The sequence below is a fragment of the Vibrio ouci genome (assembly GCF_004551525.1).
GTDB classification, from domain to species: Bacteria; Pseudomonadota; Gammaproteobacteria; order Enterobacterales; family Vibrionaceae; genus Vibrio; species Vibrio ouci.
The window spans coordinates 1-18,012 of record NZ_SATR01000042.1 but is presented as its reverse complement, the minus strand read 5'-3'; the positions used below and the strand labels follow the sequence as shown (position 1 = coordinate 18,012).

General features: G+C 44.7%; 15 protein-coding genes. 6 read left to right on the top strand and 9 right to left on the bottom strand.

What is annotated here, in order from left to right:
- Positions 1-56: 56 nt before the first annotated feature.
- The 6 genes from ELS82_RS19980 to ELS82_RS19955 all read right to left on the bottom strand — a co-directional run bounded on the left by ELS82_RS19980 (position 57) and on the right by ELS82_RS19955 (position 7,705).
- Positions 57-494, bottom strand: coding sequence for a hypothetical protein (locus tag ELS82_RS19980; protein ID WP_134837044.1), 438 nt, complete (start codon positions 492-494; stop codon positions 57-59).
- Positions 495-502: 8 nt separating this feature from the next.
- Entirely contained in the window at positions 503-970 is a 468-nt protein-coding gene (locus ELS82_RS19975; protein ID WP_134837043.1) for an OsmC family protein, read from the bottom strand.
- A gap of 142 nt (positions 971-1,112) precedes the next feature.
- Positions 1,113-3,098, bottom strand: a complete 1,986-nt coding sequence (locus ELS82_RS19970; protein WP_134837042.1) for a hypothetical protein — start codon at positions 3,096-3,098, stop codon at positions 1,113-1,115.
- 186 nt (positions 3,099-3,284) lie between these two features.
- The gene (locus tag ELS82_RS19965) at positions 3,285-5,429 is read right to left on the bottom strand and encodes a diguanylate cyclase (protein WP_134837041.1); all 2,145 of its coding nucleotides are present in this window, start codon (positions 5,427-5,429) and stop codon (positions 3,285-3,287) included.
- A 120-nt stretch (positions 5,430-5,549) separates the two neighbouring features.
- Positions 5,550-7,229: an RluA family pseudouridine synthase gene (locus ELS82_RS19960; RefSeq protein ID WP_134837040.1), complete on the bottom strand. Its 1,680-nt coding sequence runs from the start codon at positions 7,227-7,229 to the stop codon at positions 5,550-5,552.
- 74 nt (positions 7,230-7,303) lie between these two features.
- Positions 7,304-7,705: a hypothetical protein gene (locus ELS82_RS19955; RefSeq protein WP_134837039.1), complete on the bottom strand. Its 402-nt coding sequence runs from the start codon at positions 7,703-7,705 to the stop codon at positions 7,304-7,306.
- 185 nt (positions 7,706-7,890) lie between these two features.
- Here ELS82_RS19955 and ELS82_RS19950 point away from each other — a divergent pair, with 185 nt between their 5' ends.
- The gene (locus ELS82_RS19950) at positions 7,891-8,796 is read left to right on the top strand and encodes a LysR substrate-binding domain-containing protein (RefSeq protein WP_134837038.1); all 906 of its coding nucleotides are present in this window, start codon (positions 7,891-7,893) and stop codon (positions 8,794-8,796) included.
- 67 nt (positions 8,797-8,863) lie between these two features.
- Here ELS82_RS19950 and ELS82_RS19945 read toward each other — a convergent pair whose 3' ends face one another.
- Complete coding sequence (locus ELS82_RS19945; RefSeq protein WP_134837037.1) at positions 8,864-10,384, bottom strand: DUF1254 domain-containing protein; 1,521 nt, start codon at positions 10,382-10,384, stop codon at positions 8,864-8,866.
- Between the two features lie 184 nt (positions 10,385-10,568).
- Here ELS82_RS19945 and ELS82_RS19940 point away from each other — a divergent pair, with 184 nt between their 5' ends.
- Entirely contained in the window at positions 10,569-11,438 is an 870-nt protein-coding gene (locus ELS82_RS19940; protein ID WP_134837055.1) for a LysR family transcriptional regulator, read from the top strand.
- Between the two features lie 35 nt (positions 11,439-11,473).
- Here the strand turns inward: ELS82_RS19940 and ELS82_RS19935 are convergent, their stop codons facing one another.
- Both ELS82_RS19935 and ELS82_RS19930 read right to left on the bottom strand, forming a co-directional pair.
- On the bottom strand, positions 11,474-12,247 hold the full coding sequence (locus tag ELS82_RS19935) for a siderophore-interacting protein (RefSeq protein ID WP_134837036.1): 774 nt from the start codon (positions 12,245-12,247) through the stop codon (positions 11,474-11,476).
- Positions 12,248-12,341: 94 nt separating this feature from the next.
- Positions 12,342-12,926 carry a LysE family translocator gene (locus ELS82_RS19930; RefSeq protein ID WP_134837035.1) on the bottom strand — a complete coding sequence of 195 codons (585 nt, stop codon included), beginning with the start codon at positions 12,924-12,926 and terminating at the stop codon, positions 12,342-12,344.
- Between the two features lie 146 nt (positions 12,927-13,072).
- On the opposite strand from ELS82_RS19930, the gene ELS82_RS19925 reads away from it, so the two are divergent.
- From ELS82_RS19925 to ELS82_RS19910, 4 genes are all read left to right on the top strand, one after another.
- Positions 13,073-13,513 (top strand): Lrp/AsnC family transcriptional regulator, encoded by a 441-nt coding sequence (locus tag ELS82_RS19925; protein ID WP_134837034.1) that lies wholly within the window; start codon positions 13,073-13,075, stop codon positions 13,511-13,513.
- A gap of 168 nt (positions 13,514-13,681) precedes the next feature.
- A complete protein-coding gene (locus tag ELS82_RS19920; protein WP_134837033.1) occupies positions 13,682-14,617 on the top strand; it encodes a porin in 936 nt (311 codons plus the stop codon).
- Between the two features lie 275 nt (positions 14,618-14,892).
- The gene (locus ELS82_RS19915) at positions 14,893-16,521 is read left to right on the top strand and encodes a methyl-accepting chemotaxis protein (RefSeq protein ID WP_134837032.1); all 1,629 of its coding nucleotides are present in this window, start codon (positions 14,893-14,895) and stop codon (positions 16,519-16,521) included.
- A gap of 524 nt (positions 16,522-17,045) precedes the next feature.
- Positions 17,046-18,012 (top strand): GMP reductase (locus ELS82_RS19910; RefSeq protein ID WP_134837031.1); only part of this gene is annotated, 967 nt, incomplete at its 3' end.

Below are 18,012 nucleotides of genomic sequence, written 5' to 3'. Positions count from 1 at the left end.
CAGGGGAGTTTCACCCCTTTAATGACGCAGAGTGTAGCATGAAGTCGCGAGTGTGATTAGCTTTGTTTTTCTAGATACCAGTTACCTTTACAAGGACCGTTAGTCAGATACCAATTACCTTGAATTTTGTTCTTACTGACCGTGCCTTGGAAGCGATAATCCCATTGACGATTGGTGGCATACAGAACGAGCTCACTGGTCTCTTGGTTGATCCAACCTTTTAGTGAAGTTCCGTTGTACGTTAGCGTGAGTTTCGCTAAGCCATCTTCAACCACTCCGGTCATGGTTGTTCTCTCACAGAGGTTATTGCCAGTGACGTCAATGCGTCGACCTAGCCATTCGCCATCATGAACAGTTGAAACCGTAAAGTCTGGTGTTTGCGGCAGTTTAGGGAATGAATCTGGGTTACTTGAACCAAATAAACCTGTCTGCTGGCCATAAATAACAAACACTGCGAAACCAATACCAATGAGCCATAAGCCTTTCTTCTTCATAGTGATCCCTAGTCTAAGATTTCAGTGGTTATTTCAGTTCTCACTGAGTTGGCGATAAAACAATGCTGGTGGGATAGGTGGTGTAGTTTTTCCAACTGCTGACGGCTCGGCTGCTTTTCTCCTAAGAAAACAATCTTAGGACGCAGTGTTACCTTGGTCACCGAGGTATAGCCGTGCTCATCTTCTTCCATAAGGCCCACTGCATGATCAATATAGCTCTCGATGACATAGCGCTGCTTGGCGGCGATACCGAGGAAGGTCAGCATATGACAACTAGAAATAGCGGCGATGAAAGCTTCTTCTGGATCAACATTTTCCTCTACGGAGAGCGGCAGTGGAACCACATGTGGCGAAGAGGAAGCGGGGACAGTCACACCACCATCAAATTCCCAGGTGTGGCCACGACTGTATTGATTGTCGTTAAAGGCTTCTTCACTGCCACGTTGCCATTTTATTAATGCGGAGTATGTCGACATGCAAAGCTCTTCCTTGGACTGATGTACGTATGCTACGTGCGTAACAAAATGAAAACGAGCAATTAGTCATCAAGTATTGAAGAATATCGATATAAGTCTCAAGTATGAAAAAAGCCCTGAACAGAGTTCAGGGCTTTGTGAGTTATTTGTTGCGGCGCTCTTTAACGATTCTCTTTACTCGTTCACCGTTGAATTGGTTCTTACGATTCGGTGTGCGAGCATCATGTTTTTGGTGACGCTCTTCACGACGTGCGTCTCTACGGTTCTTACCATTATCCGATTTAACATCCTTTTTCATAGCAAGCTTGAATTCGTCAAGAGTACCGCTTTTTGTCCCGTTACCATCAGAGGGAACAATTGTATATACCGTGCCATCTTTTAAGGTAATCGCTAGATCGCCATCTTTTTTATTGTGGTATACCTCAACATAAAAGCCAGCTTTTTTGAATACGGCATCTAATGCCAAAGCTTGTTCGGACGGAGTCAGTCTTCTTACTTCATCAACTCGTTCACCAGGTACTGTCTCTCTAGCTTCACGACGAGCCTCTGCATTTTTTGAAGCCGCTTTAGTTAGCTTGGTCATGATCTGTTTTTCATTTAAGATCTTGCCATTGTTCGGGTTAAATACCTGAACTTTGCCATCGACAATTGATACTTGAAGGTGCTCCATTCCAGCTTTACCAAAAATACGGTGTAAGGCTAAAGCATGCTTTTCGGCATCAGTAATGACACGTCCACCAGGAACGGTGTTATCAAGCCAATGCTCTTTCGCTTTGTCTAGAATATCTCCTGCCAGTTCGCGGTCACGATCACCCGTTGGGACGTCTTTTAAGTAGCCATTTCCTTGCATCACATCTAATAGGGACTTGTTTGAGCCCCCAATCATAAAGCTATCAAGTAATGTCGCGAATTTAAGCTTATTCGCACCATCTTCGATATTCTCGTAAATGTCAGCGATACCTTGATAGTAGCTATTGACGTTCTCACTCCACTTAGCTTCACGTTTTTGTTCTACAAGCTTTTCAAGAGCCGGTGTTGCTTTTGGATTACCAAAATGGTCTTCGGTAAAAAATTGAGGGTACTTAGAGACGAACTCTTCATTGTTCTCTAATACGTTAAGAATATTGCTTACTGAAATTTCGTTCACAAGCATCATTTTTAGCGTTGCAATTTTCCCTTCCGGTGAGTTAGCCATTGCAATCATCGCTTTGTAGCTTTCCAAAGACGCTGGGTTAATTGCACCAGTCCAAGACTTAACGACCGCTAAGTTATGACCCCATAAGACAGGGCTGACAATAGGTGCATTTTCGTCATATGGTGGAAGAGGGTCGACGCCGAAGACAGGTTCAATTGGCTCAACAATGACATCAATAGGATCAACGATAATTCTGTCGTCACGGCGAGCAAGACGTTCTTTATGTGCTTCCTCTAGAACTTCTAGGATCTTAGAAGAATCTTTAAGCTGCTTTTGTTTTCCTTTACTGGTTTCCCACAGGAGCTTTCCATCAACGACAACAACTTTACCTTTTGAAGAACTGTTATTGTTATTGATGTAGCGAGTAAGCACTTCTGCCTGTTCCTCAAGGCTCATTGCTCGGAAGCTGCCTAGGCCTATTACCGGCATATCTTCCTCTTCACCGATTGGTTCAATACCGTAACCCGGATCAATTGGAGCGACACCGAAACCTGGGTCGATAGGGTCGATAATGAAAATCGGTTGTTCAGGCTCATTTGGTGCAGGAAGAACAGGAGTCAATACTGGACTGTTACTTTCGTTGTTATCTCTATTTCCACCAGGAAAAACGCTAGTAACAATAGAGGCGATAATCTGTTGCTCGATACCTGCTGCAGTCGCCTCGAACTGAATACAATAGCCATAGTCATAGATACCGTTACAACTTGAAGCATCTTGCATTGCGACAAGAGTACCACCCTCTGGGACAGAGTTGATGAATACCACTTTCTCAAGAAACTCTCGATATGTGACATCGAATACAGGTTTCGCTAACTCAGCTTCAGAATAACTATCTAGACGCAGCTGTGCTTCGTTCGCACGGTTAATTGCCACTGGGTTTGATAGGGCTGGAAATGAGAGAAGAAGAGTAAGAGAAAGGATGCTTTTTTTCATAATGCCTCGGATTTTATGGAACGATGATCAGTAACTGGTCGAATGTTAAATGGTATATCGTTCCGAATCTTCAATTATTTGCACTCATATGCCTTTGTCGTAAAAATGAGACGTTATTGCACTTTTTTCATTTTGGCGATTACTACATACAAAAAACAGGCTAAAGGAGCCTGTTTGATTGAATCACTAGATTTGGTCGTTTTGTAGTGTTCTACTGACCATCTGAAAAGTATTTCGTCCGCGTTGTTTTGCTTTATACAGCTCTTTATCTGCAAGGTTACACAAAAGATTGAAACTCACATGCTTGCTTTCAACTTGCATGAAATTCACCGCGCCTATAGAGAGGGTCAAAAGCTGGCTACACGCCGACCTCGGGTTGGAAAGGCTTAGTGATTCAATAGATTTTTGCAATGTGAGTAGCTTATCCTCGATCTCTTGCAGTGATTGGTTGTCGCACAGTATCAAGAATTCATCGCCACCATAGCGAAAGAGATGATCATTGCTACTAGAGAATGTTGTTTTCATCGCCGCTGCCACTTCAGTTAGAGCGCGATCACCCATTTGGTGCCCATAGAAGTCATTGAAGCCTTTGTAGTAGTCAATATCTATCATAATCACCGCTAGGTTATTCTGTTTGTTTGCCGCGTGCTGGGTTAGTTCTGGGCCAATAGTGTCGAGTTGATAGCGGTTATACAGTCCCGTCAGTGGATCCGTTTGTGACAGGACTTCAAGTTGTCTATTCACTTGCTGCAGCCGTTGTTTCTGCACATGGTTTTCTAGTGCAATGGCGATAAAGCTAGCCAGTTGTTCGAATAGATTACGATGGTACTGCTGATATTGGTCTGCCAGCTTGTGTTGAATCGACAGTACACCGAGTACGCGATTACCAAGCGTGATAGGCGTCAAGATGATCGATTGAACCGGTTTCGACCTGTCATAATGAATGCTATCAACCTTTTGGCGATCTTCTGTTGGCACCATAGAGTCAAACGACTCCTCAACGATATGGTTGAGGTGAACCGTGGTTTTAGTTTGCACCACATAGCTTCCGACGGAGTACTCTCGGTTACAGTCGATAGACGTGCTTTCGACAAAACCATCGCGATCGTAAAAGTAGTCATAGCTCAATATTTGGCTGTTGCTGTCATACAGAGCAATGCCAAATTCGTCGGTTGGGAAAATAGCGCCAATCTTGTCGAAGATAAAAGGCAGTTGCTGCTTAATACTGTCCGAAGTTGCAATGTGTTGGCCAATTTCGGTGATCAACCCAATGTGCTCTTCCATTTGTTCTAGCAGCAAACGCTCTTGAGCAGCAGCGGATTGCTTTACATTGGTTAAAATTGCCGAATACTCTTTGTCTTGAGAGCGTGCCAGCGCTGCCTTGGTGGCTTTGTTCAGAGCTCCTTGTAGCGCAATGACCTCCGGCTGGAGATTTTGCTTAACCGCAAGATGTATTAAGGTGCTGTACACAATTTCAAAGAAGCTAAAACTGCTGTTGGCGTCTATCTTTGACGTCAGCTCTCGACAAATTTGCTCTGCTCGCTCATCCAAGCCGTGCTTTTCTAAATATTGAGCAAAGTAGACTAGGTTTTCTTGGCGGTTATGGGTGTCAATGACTAACTTATAGAGCTCTTCAGCCTGCTCAAAATATTCGATAACGGTCTGTAAAGGGAAACCCTCGTTAACGGACATCACTTGAGCCAAGTAACCGTTAGAGATTGCTTCCACGCGGGTATTGTTCATCGAGTTCGCTATCTGCTTTGCTTGCTTAATATATTTGACCGCTTCAGTTGACTGACCAAGATAGCCCAGTGCGTAGCCCATATTGAGTAAGCAAATAGACTGATTGACATGGTTACCAACCGTGCGAGCACTTTGCTCACCGAGTGACGCAAGCTTTAGCGCCGACTCGTATTGCTTTAAGCACAGGTGAAAGTCGCTAATATTGGTGTAGGCGAAGGCGCGATAGTTGTTATCAAGAAAATGGGTATTGTCCAATACGTAGCTGTAGAGTTGATGGGCCTGATGATAGTCTTCACGATCAGCGTAAATGGAACCCATCAGAATGTGAACGTGTAGGCCCAACAGCTTATCTGCCATTGTGCAGTGGCTTAAACTGAGATTGTATTGTGTGATGGCCTCATCCAGTTGGTCGTGGCGATCATGATGAAGTCCCGCAAGAAAGTGCTTGTGTGCAAGAGGGAGGGGGAAGTCATACTCTAGACAGATCTCTTTGATGGCGGCTTCAAGGCGCAGAAAGCCTTCTACACCATAATAGATTTGCATTTGTGCCAGTAAGGCTTGAATTTTTTGTAGTGCGGCTGATGACATCTCAACTCCTTTCTCGGAGTTGAGATTATACGGTATGGGTAGTCTAAATGTAAGTTTTGTTCAATTAAAGATATTTGTCGTGATTAGAACAGTGGCTTATTAAGTTATGGTTGCTCGGTATTAAAACTCCGAATCGACCTGAAAACTTAGTCGTTCACCGCTGTATGGGTGATCAAACTCTAAACGCTCGGCATGAAGATGAAGCCTATCTGCTTTTTCACCGTATAAGGTGTCACCAACCATAGGGGTATTGAGTCCAAGGTGGTGGGCACAGTGAACGCGTAGTTGATGCGTTCTACCTGTCTTCGGGTATAGATATAACTTGGTTCTGTTGTCGATAGTAGAAATGGCTTCCCAATAGGTTTCTGCAGGTTTGCCATGTTCGTAGCAGACTAGCTGACGAGGGCGGTCTACTGGATCGCCACGCATTGGCAAACTGATCTCACCTTGAGCTTTTTCGATTGTCCCATCAAGTAGTGCGACATAACGCTTTTTCACACCACGTGAGATGAACTGTTTTTGTAGGCTCTTATTGGCACGTTTGGTCAGAGCAAACACCAAAAGGCCAGAGGTCGCCATGTCTAATCTATGAATCACAAAAGGCCCTTCAACGTCAGGGTAGCGTTGCTGCAGGCGCGTGTATGCCGAATCAGAAATGGTTTTGCCCGGTACGGAAAGCAGCCCAGAAGGCTTATTAACGACCACCATTGACTCATCTTCAAAAAGAATCTCAAGCTCTTTGTCTTCCGCCCAGTTCTCTTCTAGTGGGTTATCATCAACCAATAAGCCCTGCATCATGTGGCCTAGAATTGGCTGGCATTTACTATTGCAAGATGGGTAGAACTTACCATGCTGCCTGATCTCTGATTTTGGCGAGACCCCCCACCAAAACTCAGCCAATGCCAACGGCTTAAAGCCATGCTTAAACGCATAATGTAGAAGTTTTGGTGCAGCGCACTCACCCGCACCCGCTGGTGGAGTCGGTGTTGCGGTTGGTTTGAAGATCGCTCTCAATGATTCTTGCTGGCCGTTAGCATTTAAGAATCGGTACTGTTCGAACAACTTGTTTTGCAAAGTATTGGACATGTGCTTGCGCTGGTCTTTCAGCGAGGTGAGTTCGTCTTCAAGCACATTCAGCTCTAATTCAATCTCGGCAATTTTAGCGTCCCATTCGAGCTTTAGGTATTTGAGAACGTTTTTTTCAGCCACGCTCTCTTTCCCAAGCTCAACGAGCAGTGAATCCACATCCGTTTTATCTAGCGTTTGTTCTGCAGTTTTTCGGCGCGCTTTGCGCTCAGCACGGCTGCTAATCATCTGCGCTCGATGCGCTTGTTCTTCTGTTTGGTATTGCTCTTGTGCCGACTTCAACGCATCTCTAAGCTGCAGTAGTTTTGGTTCGCCTTCGCGCGACTTGACCTCATCACTGACTTGAGTGATTTCGGCTAACTCTGAACGGAAAAAGCTTTGTTCAGCTAACATATCAAATACCGGTGGTACAAAGCCCGGTAGCAAGTTTGAGTCTGCGATTTTGCCTGAGAAAGCTGACAAGTAACCAATCTCACCTTGTGCAGATTCAACTAGCAAAACACCAAACATCTTGCCTGTGCCTTTGGCCGGGTTATCGAGTCCGAAGTCGTGCTGCCACTCTTGCTGTTGTTTAAGGTGTTCTTGAAGCTGGTTTGCTGCGAGTACACATAAAGGGTGTGCTTGATAGTAGAACGGAAAGGTGAACTTTTCTGGTAGTGAATAGGTGGAAATATCAGCGTCGAAACGGATAAACAGGTCGTGAGGGTGGTGCATATAACTATTCACTACAGGTAAAATCAATTGGCGCTGATTTTACCTGTTTGAGATGTGAATGCTACAAAGAATTACTAACGAGTGTACTCGGCATCAACACTGATGAACCAGTGTTGGACAGTGCCATCTTCACGCTCTACCCAAAGATCGTTATCAAAGTGTTTGATACGTCCTTTTACTGTCAAAGAGAGTTTGTTTTCGTCTGTGGTTTCAAATTGAATGAAAGGGTCAGAGGTGATCAAAAATGGTTCGGCATCTTTTACGTCGCCATTGCTATCAATCAGGAAGAAATGATTGAGTTTTCCATCTTCTGGTTTAGTTGATAGAGCTTTATAGCCAACAATCTGAAAGCCGTTACCAATTGGTTTACTTAAAATTTCACTGCTGAGTCTGACATGTGTTGGAATAAACACCCAAGCAAGAAGAACAGAAATGGCAGAAACAATAGCTCCGATGGAAAGGGTAAGTTTGGACATAGCTAGAAATTAGAAAAGCGAAACAGAGCGTTACTCTAGCATAAAGTGTCACTAGATATGTGATCTTGATACGCTTAAACCTCATTGTTGTGCTATCGGATGGAGTTTTAACCAATCTCTGAAGCATGGGATGCGGTTGTCGCATATATTGACACTCGAACCATGGCTAAATCGAGTAACAGAAATTGAAAAATCGCTTTGACCTCAACCTATATCGCTTCTTATCGCTGCTTCATCGGCATCGTGCTCAGGCTAAAGTCTGTCATGACCTAGATATCAGCCGAGCGACGTTTAACCGTCATCTTTCAGATTGTCGCGATAGCTTGGGTGACGAGCTATTCGTTGTGTCGAAAGGCGTTTATACACCGACCTTGTTTACCAATCAGCTGATTGATTATATTGAATTGCCACTGCAGCAGTTAGAGCAAGTGCCGTATGCTGCGAAACGCTTTGAAGGCGGGGAGTCTCAACTTGAGTTTTTCTTCTACGTGGTGAATCCACTGAGCCGATTGATCACTGTGCCATTACTTAATGGGCTTACCACTTCAGACTCAACGCCGAAAATTTCCTTTGTTGATTGGTCACTCGATGGGATTGAATTTCCGAAACCGGACACTCTAGCGGTAGGCATTGCGGGTTACCCGAATGAGTTCAATGATCAGTTACTAGAGCGTAAAGTGGGCTCGGTTAAACTCTATGTCTATCTGCACAAAAATCATCAACTGGCGAGTCGTGACAAGTTAGACCTTAAAGAGATTGCAGGCGCAAAAACGGTTCGGATTTCAATGGGCTCATTTGACAGTAATACCTATTATGAACGAATCCGAAAGAGTGTCGGCATTTCACTGCAGCAACCTTTAACCGTCGCATCATTAGGTAGTGCATTAGACTGTGTGACCAATGGCGAACATATGCTGGTGTGCTTTGAGGTAGGTAAAGACCTTCCTGAAAACGTGGTAAAAGTCCCGCTCTATTTGGACTGCGAACGTATGCATTATGATGTGGGCATCCATTACCACCGTATTAACTATCAGCATCCGGTGATGCACAAGATAGAAGAGACCATTCGACAAACATTGGCTAGCATGTAAAAGCGTCTCTTTAGAATACAAAAAGGCAGCGTATTAAACGCTGCCTTTTTACTAGTTGTTGTGACAATTAGTTTACTAACTCGATATCACCTGGCTTCCAACTTTCGTCATACCACGCTTCTTGTGGGCCGTATAGACGTAGGATGCTAAACCAGCCTTTACCCGGTACGGTTTGAATCCAGTTTGATTCTTTACCTTTTGGCGACGTTGGACCGAAGTACAAAGTTACAGACCCATCGGCGTTCTCAATAAAGTCATCACGCTTGTTGTTCTTACTTGGAAATGGCTGGCCAGTTTGCAGCTCAGAGCGCGTTTGCGGATCGTAAGCAACCACAGACCAGAAGTTCTTAGCTGGAACATTCGCTGGAATGTTTAGTTTGTACGTTTTGCTGCCATCTAGGAATTCACCGTCTATCGAAGTATCGGCCAACGCGTACTGCGAGCCTTTATCGATAAGCTTAAGTGCCATTGCCGGAGTATTCACCGTCGCCACGTAGAAGAAATAGGTACGAGCATCTAAGTTACGACCACCTTCGCCACCATCGATTAGCCATTGGTAATCACCACCGATAAATGCGGTTTTCCACTGACGGTCATCATACTTATAAGCTGACTTATCTCTTGGTTGGAAATATAAGCTTCGCGCAGTCGCATTACCAATTGCGACACCATCCGCGAGCAGTTTTTTCATACGCTCATCAGGCTGGAACGGCTTATTCTTTTGCAGCCCAATACTCGACATCAAACCGCGCAACTCAGGATCGATGAAAGAGATCGGCTCTTTATCCAGAACGGTTTTAATTTCGTCGTAGAAATGCTCATCGTTAGCGTGAATGGTGTTAAATGGTTTTTCGCTACCAGAAGTGAATTCCATTTTCGGCGGATTCGCTTTCTTGGCTAGCGGGTAAATCTTCAGCTTCGCTTTATATGCATTGATTGCCGCGTCAGGCTTACCATCTTTCAGGAAGCCACGCGCAATAAACCAGTTAACGTAACTCGTTGAACGTGACACAAAGTAACCTTCAGGAATCTCGCCTTGGTAGTTTGGCGGTAGAACAAGGTATTTCCCGCCTTTGCCTTTGTCCGGGCCAACGACACCAAGGTCGGTCACAAAGCGGAAGAATGCATCATTAACTGTGGTTGGCCCCATGCCTGGCGGTACTTCAATCACAGTTGGGCCGTCACGCTCTAAATCAAGGAATGCAGAGGCATAAACAGTATCAGTGTTACCCGTTAGGAAGAGCGGATTCGAGTTCATCAGCTTATCAAAGATCATGACTTGGTTAGATTGAGTAATTCCCATCTGTTCATGGCCTAATCGAATCGCTTCAAGAGAAGCCATTGGGATTGCATTGAGGAACACTTCCGTCGCTCGAATGGTATCTAAGTTATCGTAGATCTTTTGACTGGTCTCGTCAGTTGGTACGCCATCTTTAAACTCTAACGAACCAATACTGGTTTCAACATGATCTGGCGTCATGATGCTCTTAGGAACGTCGGTGTTATAACTGCTGTTAGCCGCGACGGAATAGCCAGAGAATGCGAATACAACCGAAAGTGCGAGTGCTTTTAGAGGAGTTTTTAACATAGATTTACCTAATTGGTTTTGGTCAGTAACTTCACTTTAAATCAAGTCCGCGAACAAAATTGATAATCGTAAGGCTCAGAAATGAGCATAGAATGCTTCAATTCGTTTGCGAGTCGATTGCAGCTTCTATTGCATATCTGTAATAATGCTCGCAAAAATAACACCGAATATTGCAGAGCAGCTTATGGCCAACTGGGAAGGGGTAAGTGAATTTGTTGGGGTAGCAGAGACCCAATCATTTACCGCCGCAGCAAAAAAATTAGATACTTCCGTCGCTCAGATCAGTCGACGAGTATCTGCATTAGAAGAACGTTTAGCGGTTAAGCTTTTCAACCGTACCACGCGTAAAGTGTCGCTCACGGAAGCGGGACAACTGTATTACCAACAGTGTAAGCACTTGGTTGAGGGCCTTGAGTTAGCTGAATTGGCCGTGACCCAAATGCAATCAACGCCAAAAGGGCTGCTTAAAGTCACTGCTCCGGTTACTTATGGTGAACAGCACCTTGCTCCGTTACTTCATCAGTTTTTAGAGCTCTACCCGCAGGTGAATCTCGACTTGATGCTTACTAACCAAAAGCTCGATCTTATTGAGCTTGGAGTCGATGTCGCGATTCGTCTTGGTCGACTGCAAGACTCCAGTCTTATCGCTAAGCGTCTCTCAAGCCGACAGCTTTACGTGTGTGCCAGCCCAGATTATCTAGACCGATTTGGTGAACCTCATACGTTATCAGAGCTGAGCAACCATCAGTGTTTAGTGGGTTCTGTGGAATATTGGCGTTTTAGAGATACCAAAGGTGAGAAGTCGATGCGAGTGTCTGGGCGTATTCACTGTAACTCTGGCTACGCATTATTAGATGCTGCCAAACGGGGCTTAGGCCTTGCGCAGTTGCCTGATCACTATGTTCAAGAAGCGTTAGATTCAGGGGAGCTGGTGGAAGTTCTGACCGAATACCGTGATGAGAGAGAAGGGATCTGGGCGCTCTATCCGCAAAACCGTAACTTGTCACCAAAAGTACGTTTGCTGATTGATTTCTTGGCGGAAAAACTAGGTTAACAATAAGGGGGAGTGTTCCCCCTTAATTTTTGCCTTTAAGCTTCTTGTTCTTCAGCATCTTGGCGTTTAATCACCTTGTGGCCATCTTCTGCAACGCCTTGTTTCCAATAGCTGCTGATGTAGATATTTTCGCGTTCTACCTGCTTTTCATTTCTGAAGTATTGGCGCAGGGCGCGCATCGAATCAAACTCACACGCACACCAAACAGACGCACTACCATCAAGCCATTCTAGTTGGCGTGCAGACTCAGCAAGATCGTCTTGTTCAAACACCCAATGCACAGCAAGTTGCTCTGGCGCGTCTAAAGGTTGAATGTCTTGCTCAGAAATTACCTTTACGACAGCGTAGCCTTTTGCATCACGAGGCAGTTGTTTGATCTTGGCTGATAGGGCTGGCAATGCGGTCATATCTGCCGTCATAAAGAACCAATCGGCTTCGGTGTTCATATCTTGAATTGCACCAGGACCAGCAATCGACATGGTGTCACCCACGCTTGCATCCATCGCCCAACGTGCAGCGAAACCACACTGAAGATCTTCAGTAATATGCCTCACAAAGTCGACTTCGATAGTACCTGCTTGGGCATCAAACTGGCGAATAGTGTAAGTGCGCATAACCGGTCTGTCGTCTGGGCCCATTGTCGATAGGTCAGTAGAGCCTGACGGGGTAAACAATAGCTTGATGTAACTACCTTCACAGTTGGCAGGGAACTCACGTAATGATTCTGACTGGAACGTAATTCTCTGCATATTGGGTGTGATGGACTCGGTAGCGACGACAGCAACTTGTTTTGGTGATGGCTTTTTCATATTACGACTCGATAATTATTCTTGTTCGCATTTAGATTAACAACAGAATCGCAAATTGAATAGCATCTTTAAACAAATTTACATTACTGACTATTTAGATCATCGGCAGGGTAGAACCTACCAGCAGAACTGCCATCGAAATATTGAACGCACGAACACGAAATGAATTGGTTAGCCAGCGCTGTAGCTCGCGCCCAGCCAAAATCCAAAAAGTGCCTGATGGGTAGTTAACCAGTAGAAACGTTACTGAAATAATACCCAGTTCAAACCAACCACCGCCGTTGCTGTATAGCGTTACCGAGCTTAAGGCCATTGACCAACCTTTAGGGTTGACCCATTGGAAACTGGCAGCACCAAAAAAGCTCATTGGTTTAAAATCTTCGACATCTTTTGCGCGGCCGCTCAATGCGATCTTTGCTGCTAAATAGACCAAATAAGCCAAACTGATGTACTTAAGCACGGTATGAGTGATGGGATATGCGGTGAAAACTGACGATAAGCCTAGGCCAACAATAAGAACCATGAAGGCAAACCCAAACGCGACACCACTCATATGGGGAAGGGTACGCATATAACCGACGTTAGCACCGGAAGTCATCAGCATTAAGTTGTTTGGACCGGGCGTAAACGTAGAGACAAAAGCAAATAGCACCAGCGCGCTAAGCTGTTCGAATTCCATATTGATTTCCTTATGAGTTCAACGGACGCAAGATAATTGCGTGAAAAAGGGTGTTTTGACCGGTCACACTTATAGTAGGTGGATTTGTGAGCAATTTTGTGCTTTTATTCGAACTCTAAGGGAAAATTACGCAATAAAGGATAGGCATGGACAGATTTGACGAAAGAATATTGCAAGAGCTTAAAGTAGACGGAAGAATCTCCAATGTAGAGCTTTCTGAAAGGATTGGATTGTCAGCCTCTGCAACCTTAAGAAGAGTCCAAGAACTTGAAAAACAAGGCGTGATCAAAGGTTACCGGGTACTGATTGATAGCAGTCAGCTTGGTGTTGGTTTCATTGCCTACGTCTCTATCGGGTTATCGAGCCACCGCAAGCAATCACAACTAGAGTTTGAACAACACGTCCAGTTCGTTGATGAAGTGGTCGAATGCCATAACATTACTGGCGCTAACGAATACCTTCTCCGGGTAGAGACCCGTGACTTACCTAGCTATAAGAAGTTTCACGCCGATGTACTTGGCGAGTGTGAACACGTCCAATCAATCACCACAATGGTGGTGATGGACTCTTCAAAGGATGAACGATAGCAAGTGAGTGAATATGTAAGCTAAATAGTACTATCTGTAATAATTCATACACTTAATCGCCATCTAATCGTAATGGATTAGCAATTAAAGCTTAATGCTATCCCTCTAATTTATCTCGCATCACACAGTTCGAGCACAGAAGCTCATTATAAATGCAAGGTAAATAAGATGAAAAAAGCAGCGGTAGCGTCAGCAGTATTTGCAGCCCTAGTATCAGGTTCTTCACTAGCAGCGACAGTTTACAAATCAGAAGGCACAGAGTTAAAAGTTGGCGGTCGTGCGGAAGCGCGTTTCAATATCTCTGACGAAAACGAATCAGCGACGGACAGCTCATTTGACGACAAGTCTCATGCACGTTTTAACTTTGTAGGTAAAACAGAGCTATCTGACGGTTTGTACGGTTTTGGTAAATATGAAGCGGAAGTCGGTACAGACTCAAGCTCTACCATCAACAACCGTTATGTGTACGCAGGTTTCGGTACTAACTTTGGCGAGTTCTCTTACGGTAAGCAAGACTCTGCACAGGTTCAGGTTACCGACTTCACGGATTTAATGAACACGTTTGATGAAGCAGCAGCTGACCTTATTGGTGCGAACAAAGACAAGCGTGAAAACAACTTCGTTTACTCAGGTAACTTTGAAGCACTAACGGTTAAAGCGAACTACATCGCGTCAGACCAAAAAGACAACGACAGCTTCGGCCTGTCAGCGGTTTACGGTTTTGATTTTGGTCTTGACTTAGGTCTTGGCTACACAACTCAAGATCAAGGTGATAAGTCTGAAGATCAGGTCAACCTTGGTGCAAGCTTCAAGCTAGACGCATTAACGCTCGCTGCAATCTATGGTGATGGTACGGTAGTAACGGCAAACCAAGAGTTCGATGCGAACATGTTCGAGCTTGGCGCAAAATACAAGCTAGGTAAAACCTCGCTAATCGCCGTGTACAACTACCAAGAAGTAGATAACACAGACACAACGGATCACATTGCGCTAGAAGTGGAGCACAAGTTTAACGGTAACCTTCGCACGTACGTAGGCTACATGTTCCAGCAGCTAGACAATACAGAAGACGAGCTACAAGCGGGTATTCGCTACGATTTCTAACTCGAACTGCCTGAAGTTCAAGCTAATTGGCCGAGCATTGCTTGGCCTTTTTTTGTGTTGGGTCAAAGAGGGATGGAAGCATATGTTTTATAAATCGGTTGCATATGGAATCTAGGGCATAACTGCGCACGCAAACGGTTAAAGAAAAAATCCAGATTTTTTAAGTGGTTGTTTGTCATTTCGGCTGTTATTTGTGCTAGACTCCGCGCCCTTTATGTTGTGGGAATATTCCCAGATCAAGGATGAAATCAAACAAAACTTGATTGAGAAAAATAATGCAATTATCGCTTAAAAACTTGTCTATTCGAACGCAGGTCTTGGTACCTGTACTATTTACCACTTTCGCGCTGTTTATCGCTCTTTGGATTACTAAGAATAATCTAGAAGCAGAGCAAGAGATTATCTCTTCAAACACAGACTCATTAGTGTTCTATAAAGATAAACTTGCTCAGATTGATGACCAAGTATACCCATTACGAATCAGTGCGGTTTACGCGATTTACGATTCGTCGCGCCGTGATGTTTTTCTGAGTGAGTTAAAAACTGGCTTATCACAAATTCAGAAAGACCTAGATATGATGGCGAGCCGCGCTACTTTCCGTGAAGATGTTAATGGTGTGCGCCGTGCTATTGAAAACTACGTCCAGTTCTCTAACCGCGCGGTTGAACTGTTTTCACGTCGTGACCAAGGTTCGGTAAGCGAGCAGGAGTACTCAAACTTCATCGCTCAATACCGTGATTCTGGCAACCAGATGGTTGAAAGCATCAATAAGCTATCTGCAAAGGTAAACAAGTTTGCTTCAGCGGCAATGGATAACAGCGCAGAGCAAAATGCCAAGGTACAGAATCTAGCGATGATCCTTGTACTTTCTGTTCTAGCTATTTCACTACTGGTTGCTTGGGTACTATCAGGCATGATCGTGACACCAATTCAACGCTTACAAGAAGTGATGCGTAAAATTGCTGCAGGCGATCTATCAGTTCGTGCGGACGTTGATGGCGACAACGAAATTGCTCACCTAAGCGAAGATGTGAACGAAACAGCTGAAAAACTTCATGCGACAGTTAACGAATTAGCGCGTATCAGTGAAGAGGTTGCTTCAGCATCGACAGAACTTGCAGCGGTAATGACTCAAGCTCAAGCAAACGCACAGCAAGAGTTGGCTGAAATTGAACAAGTGGCTTCAGCAGTTAATGAGCTATCAAGCACTGCAGATAACGTGAGTGATAACGCGCAACTAGCGGATTCGACAGCACGCGAAGCAGACCAACTTGCAAAATCTGGCCTAGATATCTTCGAAGAAAGCAACCAAGCAAGCGCTCAAATGGGTCAAGCACTAAATGAAGCAGCGAGTGTGGTTCTAACGCTAAAAGAGCAGTCAGAGCAAATCAATGACGTGATTGAAGTGATTCGCGGCGTGTCTGAGCAAACTAACCTCCTAGCCCTGAATGCGGCAATTGAAGCGGCGCGTGCGGGTGAGTCTGGCCGTGGCTTCGCTGTAGTAGCGGATGAAGTTCGTATGCTTGCAGCGCGCACTCAAGAGTCTACAGGTGAAATCCAAGCGATCATCGAAGAGCTTCAGAAGCAATCTGGTCTAGCAAATGACAGCATGCAGTTAAGCCTAGAGATGTTAGATAAGAACAACGAGCTAGCACTGCAAGCAAACAGTGCACTACAAGGTATTACTGAGTCGGTGACCAACATTAACGACGCAAATACCCAAGTAGCGACAGCGGCAGAGCAGCAATCACAAGTGACTCAAGACATTAACCGCAATGTGGTCAACATGTCTGAGCTTGTGAACCAAAACGTATCTGGTATTTGCCAAAGCGCAAGTGCAAGTAACGAGCTATCAGCACTCGCAGAGAAGCAGAAAGCACAGCTAGCTTTCTTCAAACTGTAACGCTTTAACGAAAAACAAGAGCAGAAGTCGGTAAGGGCTTCTGCTTTTTTTGTATCTGGATTTTGTGCCTTGAAGGGCAAAGCGAAGAAAAACGTTGTTGAATGTCTAAAAATCAACCAAACAGTACCTATTTTTGTTATTTAGTGATGAGTCTAAAAGGGCAGTTTTCGGTGATATTTTCGTGTTTTCAGGTAAAAAACGGTTCGTTTGGTCAATATACTTTCAATAGTGAGACGAAAAGGATTGCGCAAACGTTTTACATGAATTGAGTTAAGTGTTTGTTTTTAAGGGAAAAGCATAGGGAATTGAAAGGGTTGCGGTGGGCTAGGTATGCAACTTAACCGAACTGTATCACAAAAAAATTGAAAATATCAGTCTTGCGAGAATTAAATCGCGACCTATAATGCTGAAAACCGGAGCGTCTGCCAACGCTCCGGTTTTTTTGTGTCCGAAACTCAGTAAAGCGTCTGCCAACGTTTACCGAAAACGCACGACACGTAAATTTGATTACAGGAAAATTTATCATGCGTATCGAACAAGAACTTAAGTTAGGCTTTAAAGATGTACTATTTCGCCCGAAGCGTTCTACTCTTAAAAGTCGTTCTCAAGTTGAATTAACCCGCGAGTTTACATTCAAGCACAGCGGCCGTCAATGGTCTGGTGTACCTGTAATCGCTGCGAACATGGATTCGGTAGCAAGCTTTGAAATGGCAGCTGCATTGGCTGAACACGGCGTTATGACAGCAGTACACAAGCACTATTCAGTAGAGCAGTGGGCTGACTTCGTTAAGAACGCAGACAAGAAGACACTAAACAACGTATTCGTTTCTACAGGTACGTCTGACGCTGAGTTCGAAAAAACTAAGCAAATCATGGCGCTATCTGAAGAGCTAATCTTCATCTGTATCGATATCGCGAACGGTTACTCAGAGCACCTAGTTGAGTACGTAGAGAAAGTTCGTGCAGAGTTCCCGAACAAAGTTATCTCTGCAGGTAACGTTGTAACTGGCGACATGTGTGAAGAGCTAATTCTAGCGGGCGCAGATATCGTTAAAGTAGGTATCGGCCCAGGTTCTGTATGTACAACACGCGTTAAAACTGGTGTTGGTTACCCACAACTTTCTGCAATCATCGAATGTGGTGACGCAGCACACGGCCTTGGCGGCATGATCATCGGTGACGGTGGCTGTTCATGTGCTGGTGACGTTGCTAAAGCATTCGGCGGTGGCGCTGACTTCGTCATGCTAGGCGGTATGCTAGCAGGTCACGAAGAGTCAGGCGGTGAAGTAGTAGAGAAAGACGGCAAGCAGTTCATGAAGTTCTATGGAATGTCTTCTCAGTCAGCTATGGCTAAGCACTCTGGTGGCGTAGCTAAGTACCGCGCAGCTGAAGGTAAAACTGTTCTTCTACCATTCCGCGGCACAGTACACGATACAATTTCTGACATCCTTGGTGGTGTACGTTCAACGTGTACATACGTAGGCGCAGCAA

Excerpts from the sequence above, each read along its gene's own strand:
- ELS82_RS19925 (WP_134837034.1), top strand. The coding sequence starts at position 13,073 with ATGGACAGATTTGACGAAAGAATATTGCAAGAGCTTAAAGTAGACGGA.
- ELS82_RS19955 (WP_134837039.1), bottom strand. The coding sequence starts at position 7,705 with ATGTCCAAACTTACCCTTTCCATCGGAGCTATTGTTTCTGCCATTTCT.
- ELS82_RS19945 (WP_134837037.1), bottom strand. The coding sequence starts at position 10,384 with ATGTTAAAAACTCCTCTAAAAGCACTCGCACTTTCGGTTGTATTCGCA.
- ELS82_RS19965 (WP_134837041.1), bottom strand. The coding sequence starts at position 5,429 with ATGTCATCAGCCGCACTACAAAAAATTCAAGCCTTACTGGCACAAATG.
- ELS82_RS19940 (WP_134837055.1), top strand. The coding sequence starts at position 10,569 with ATGGCCAACTGGGAAGGGGTAAGTGAATTTGTTGGGGTAGCAGAGACC.
- ELS82_RS19960 (WP_134837040.1), bottom strand. The coding sequence starts at position 7,229 with ATGCACCACCCTCACGACCTGTTTATCCGTTTCGACGCTGATATTTCC.
- ELS82_RS19920 (WP_134837033.1), top strand. The coding sequence starts at position 13,682 with ATGAAAAAAGCAGCGGTAGCGTCAGCAGTATTTGCAGCCCTAGTATCA.
- ELS82_RS19930 (WP_134837035.1), bottom strand. The coding sequence starts at position 12,926 with ATGGAATTCGAACAGCTTAGCGCGCTGGTGCTATTTGCTTTTGTCTCT.
- ELS82_RS19915 (WP_134837032.1), top strand. The coding sequence starts at position 14,893 with ATGCAATTATCGCTTAAAAACTTGTCTATTCGAACGCAGGTCTTGGTA.
- ELS82_RS19980 (WP_134837044.1), bottom strand. The coding sequence starts at position 494 with ATGAAGAAGAAAGGCTTATGGCTCATTGGTATTGGTTTCGCAGTGTTT.
- ELS82_RS19975 (WP_134837043.1), bottom strand. The coding sequence starts at position 970 with ATGTCGACATACTCCGCATTAATAAAATGGCAACGTGGCAGTGAAGAA.
- ELS82_RS19935 (WP_134837036.1), bottom strand. The coding sequence starts at position 12,247 with ATGAAAAAGCCATCACCAAAACAAGTTGCTGTCGTCGCTACCGAGTCC.
- ELS82_RS19970 (WP_134837042.1), bottom strand. The coding sequence starts at position 3,098 with ATGAAAAAAAGCATCCTTTCTCTTACTCTTCTTCTCTCATTTCCAGCC.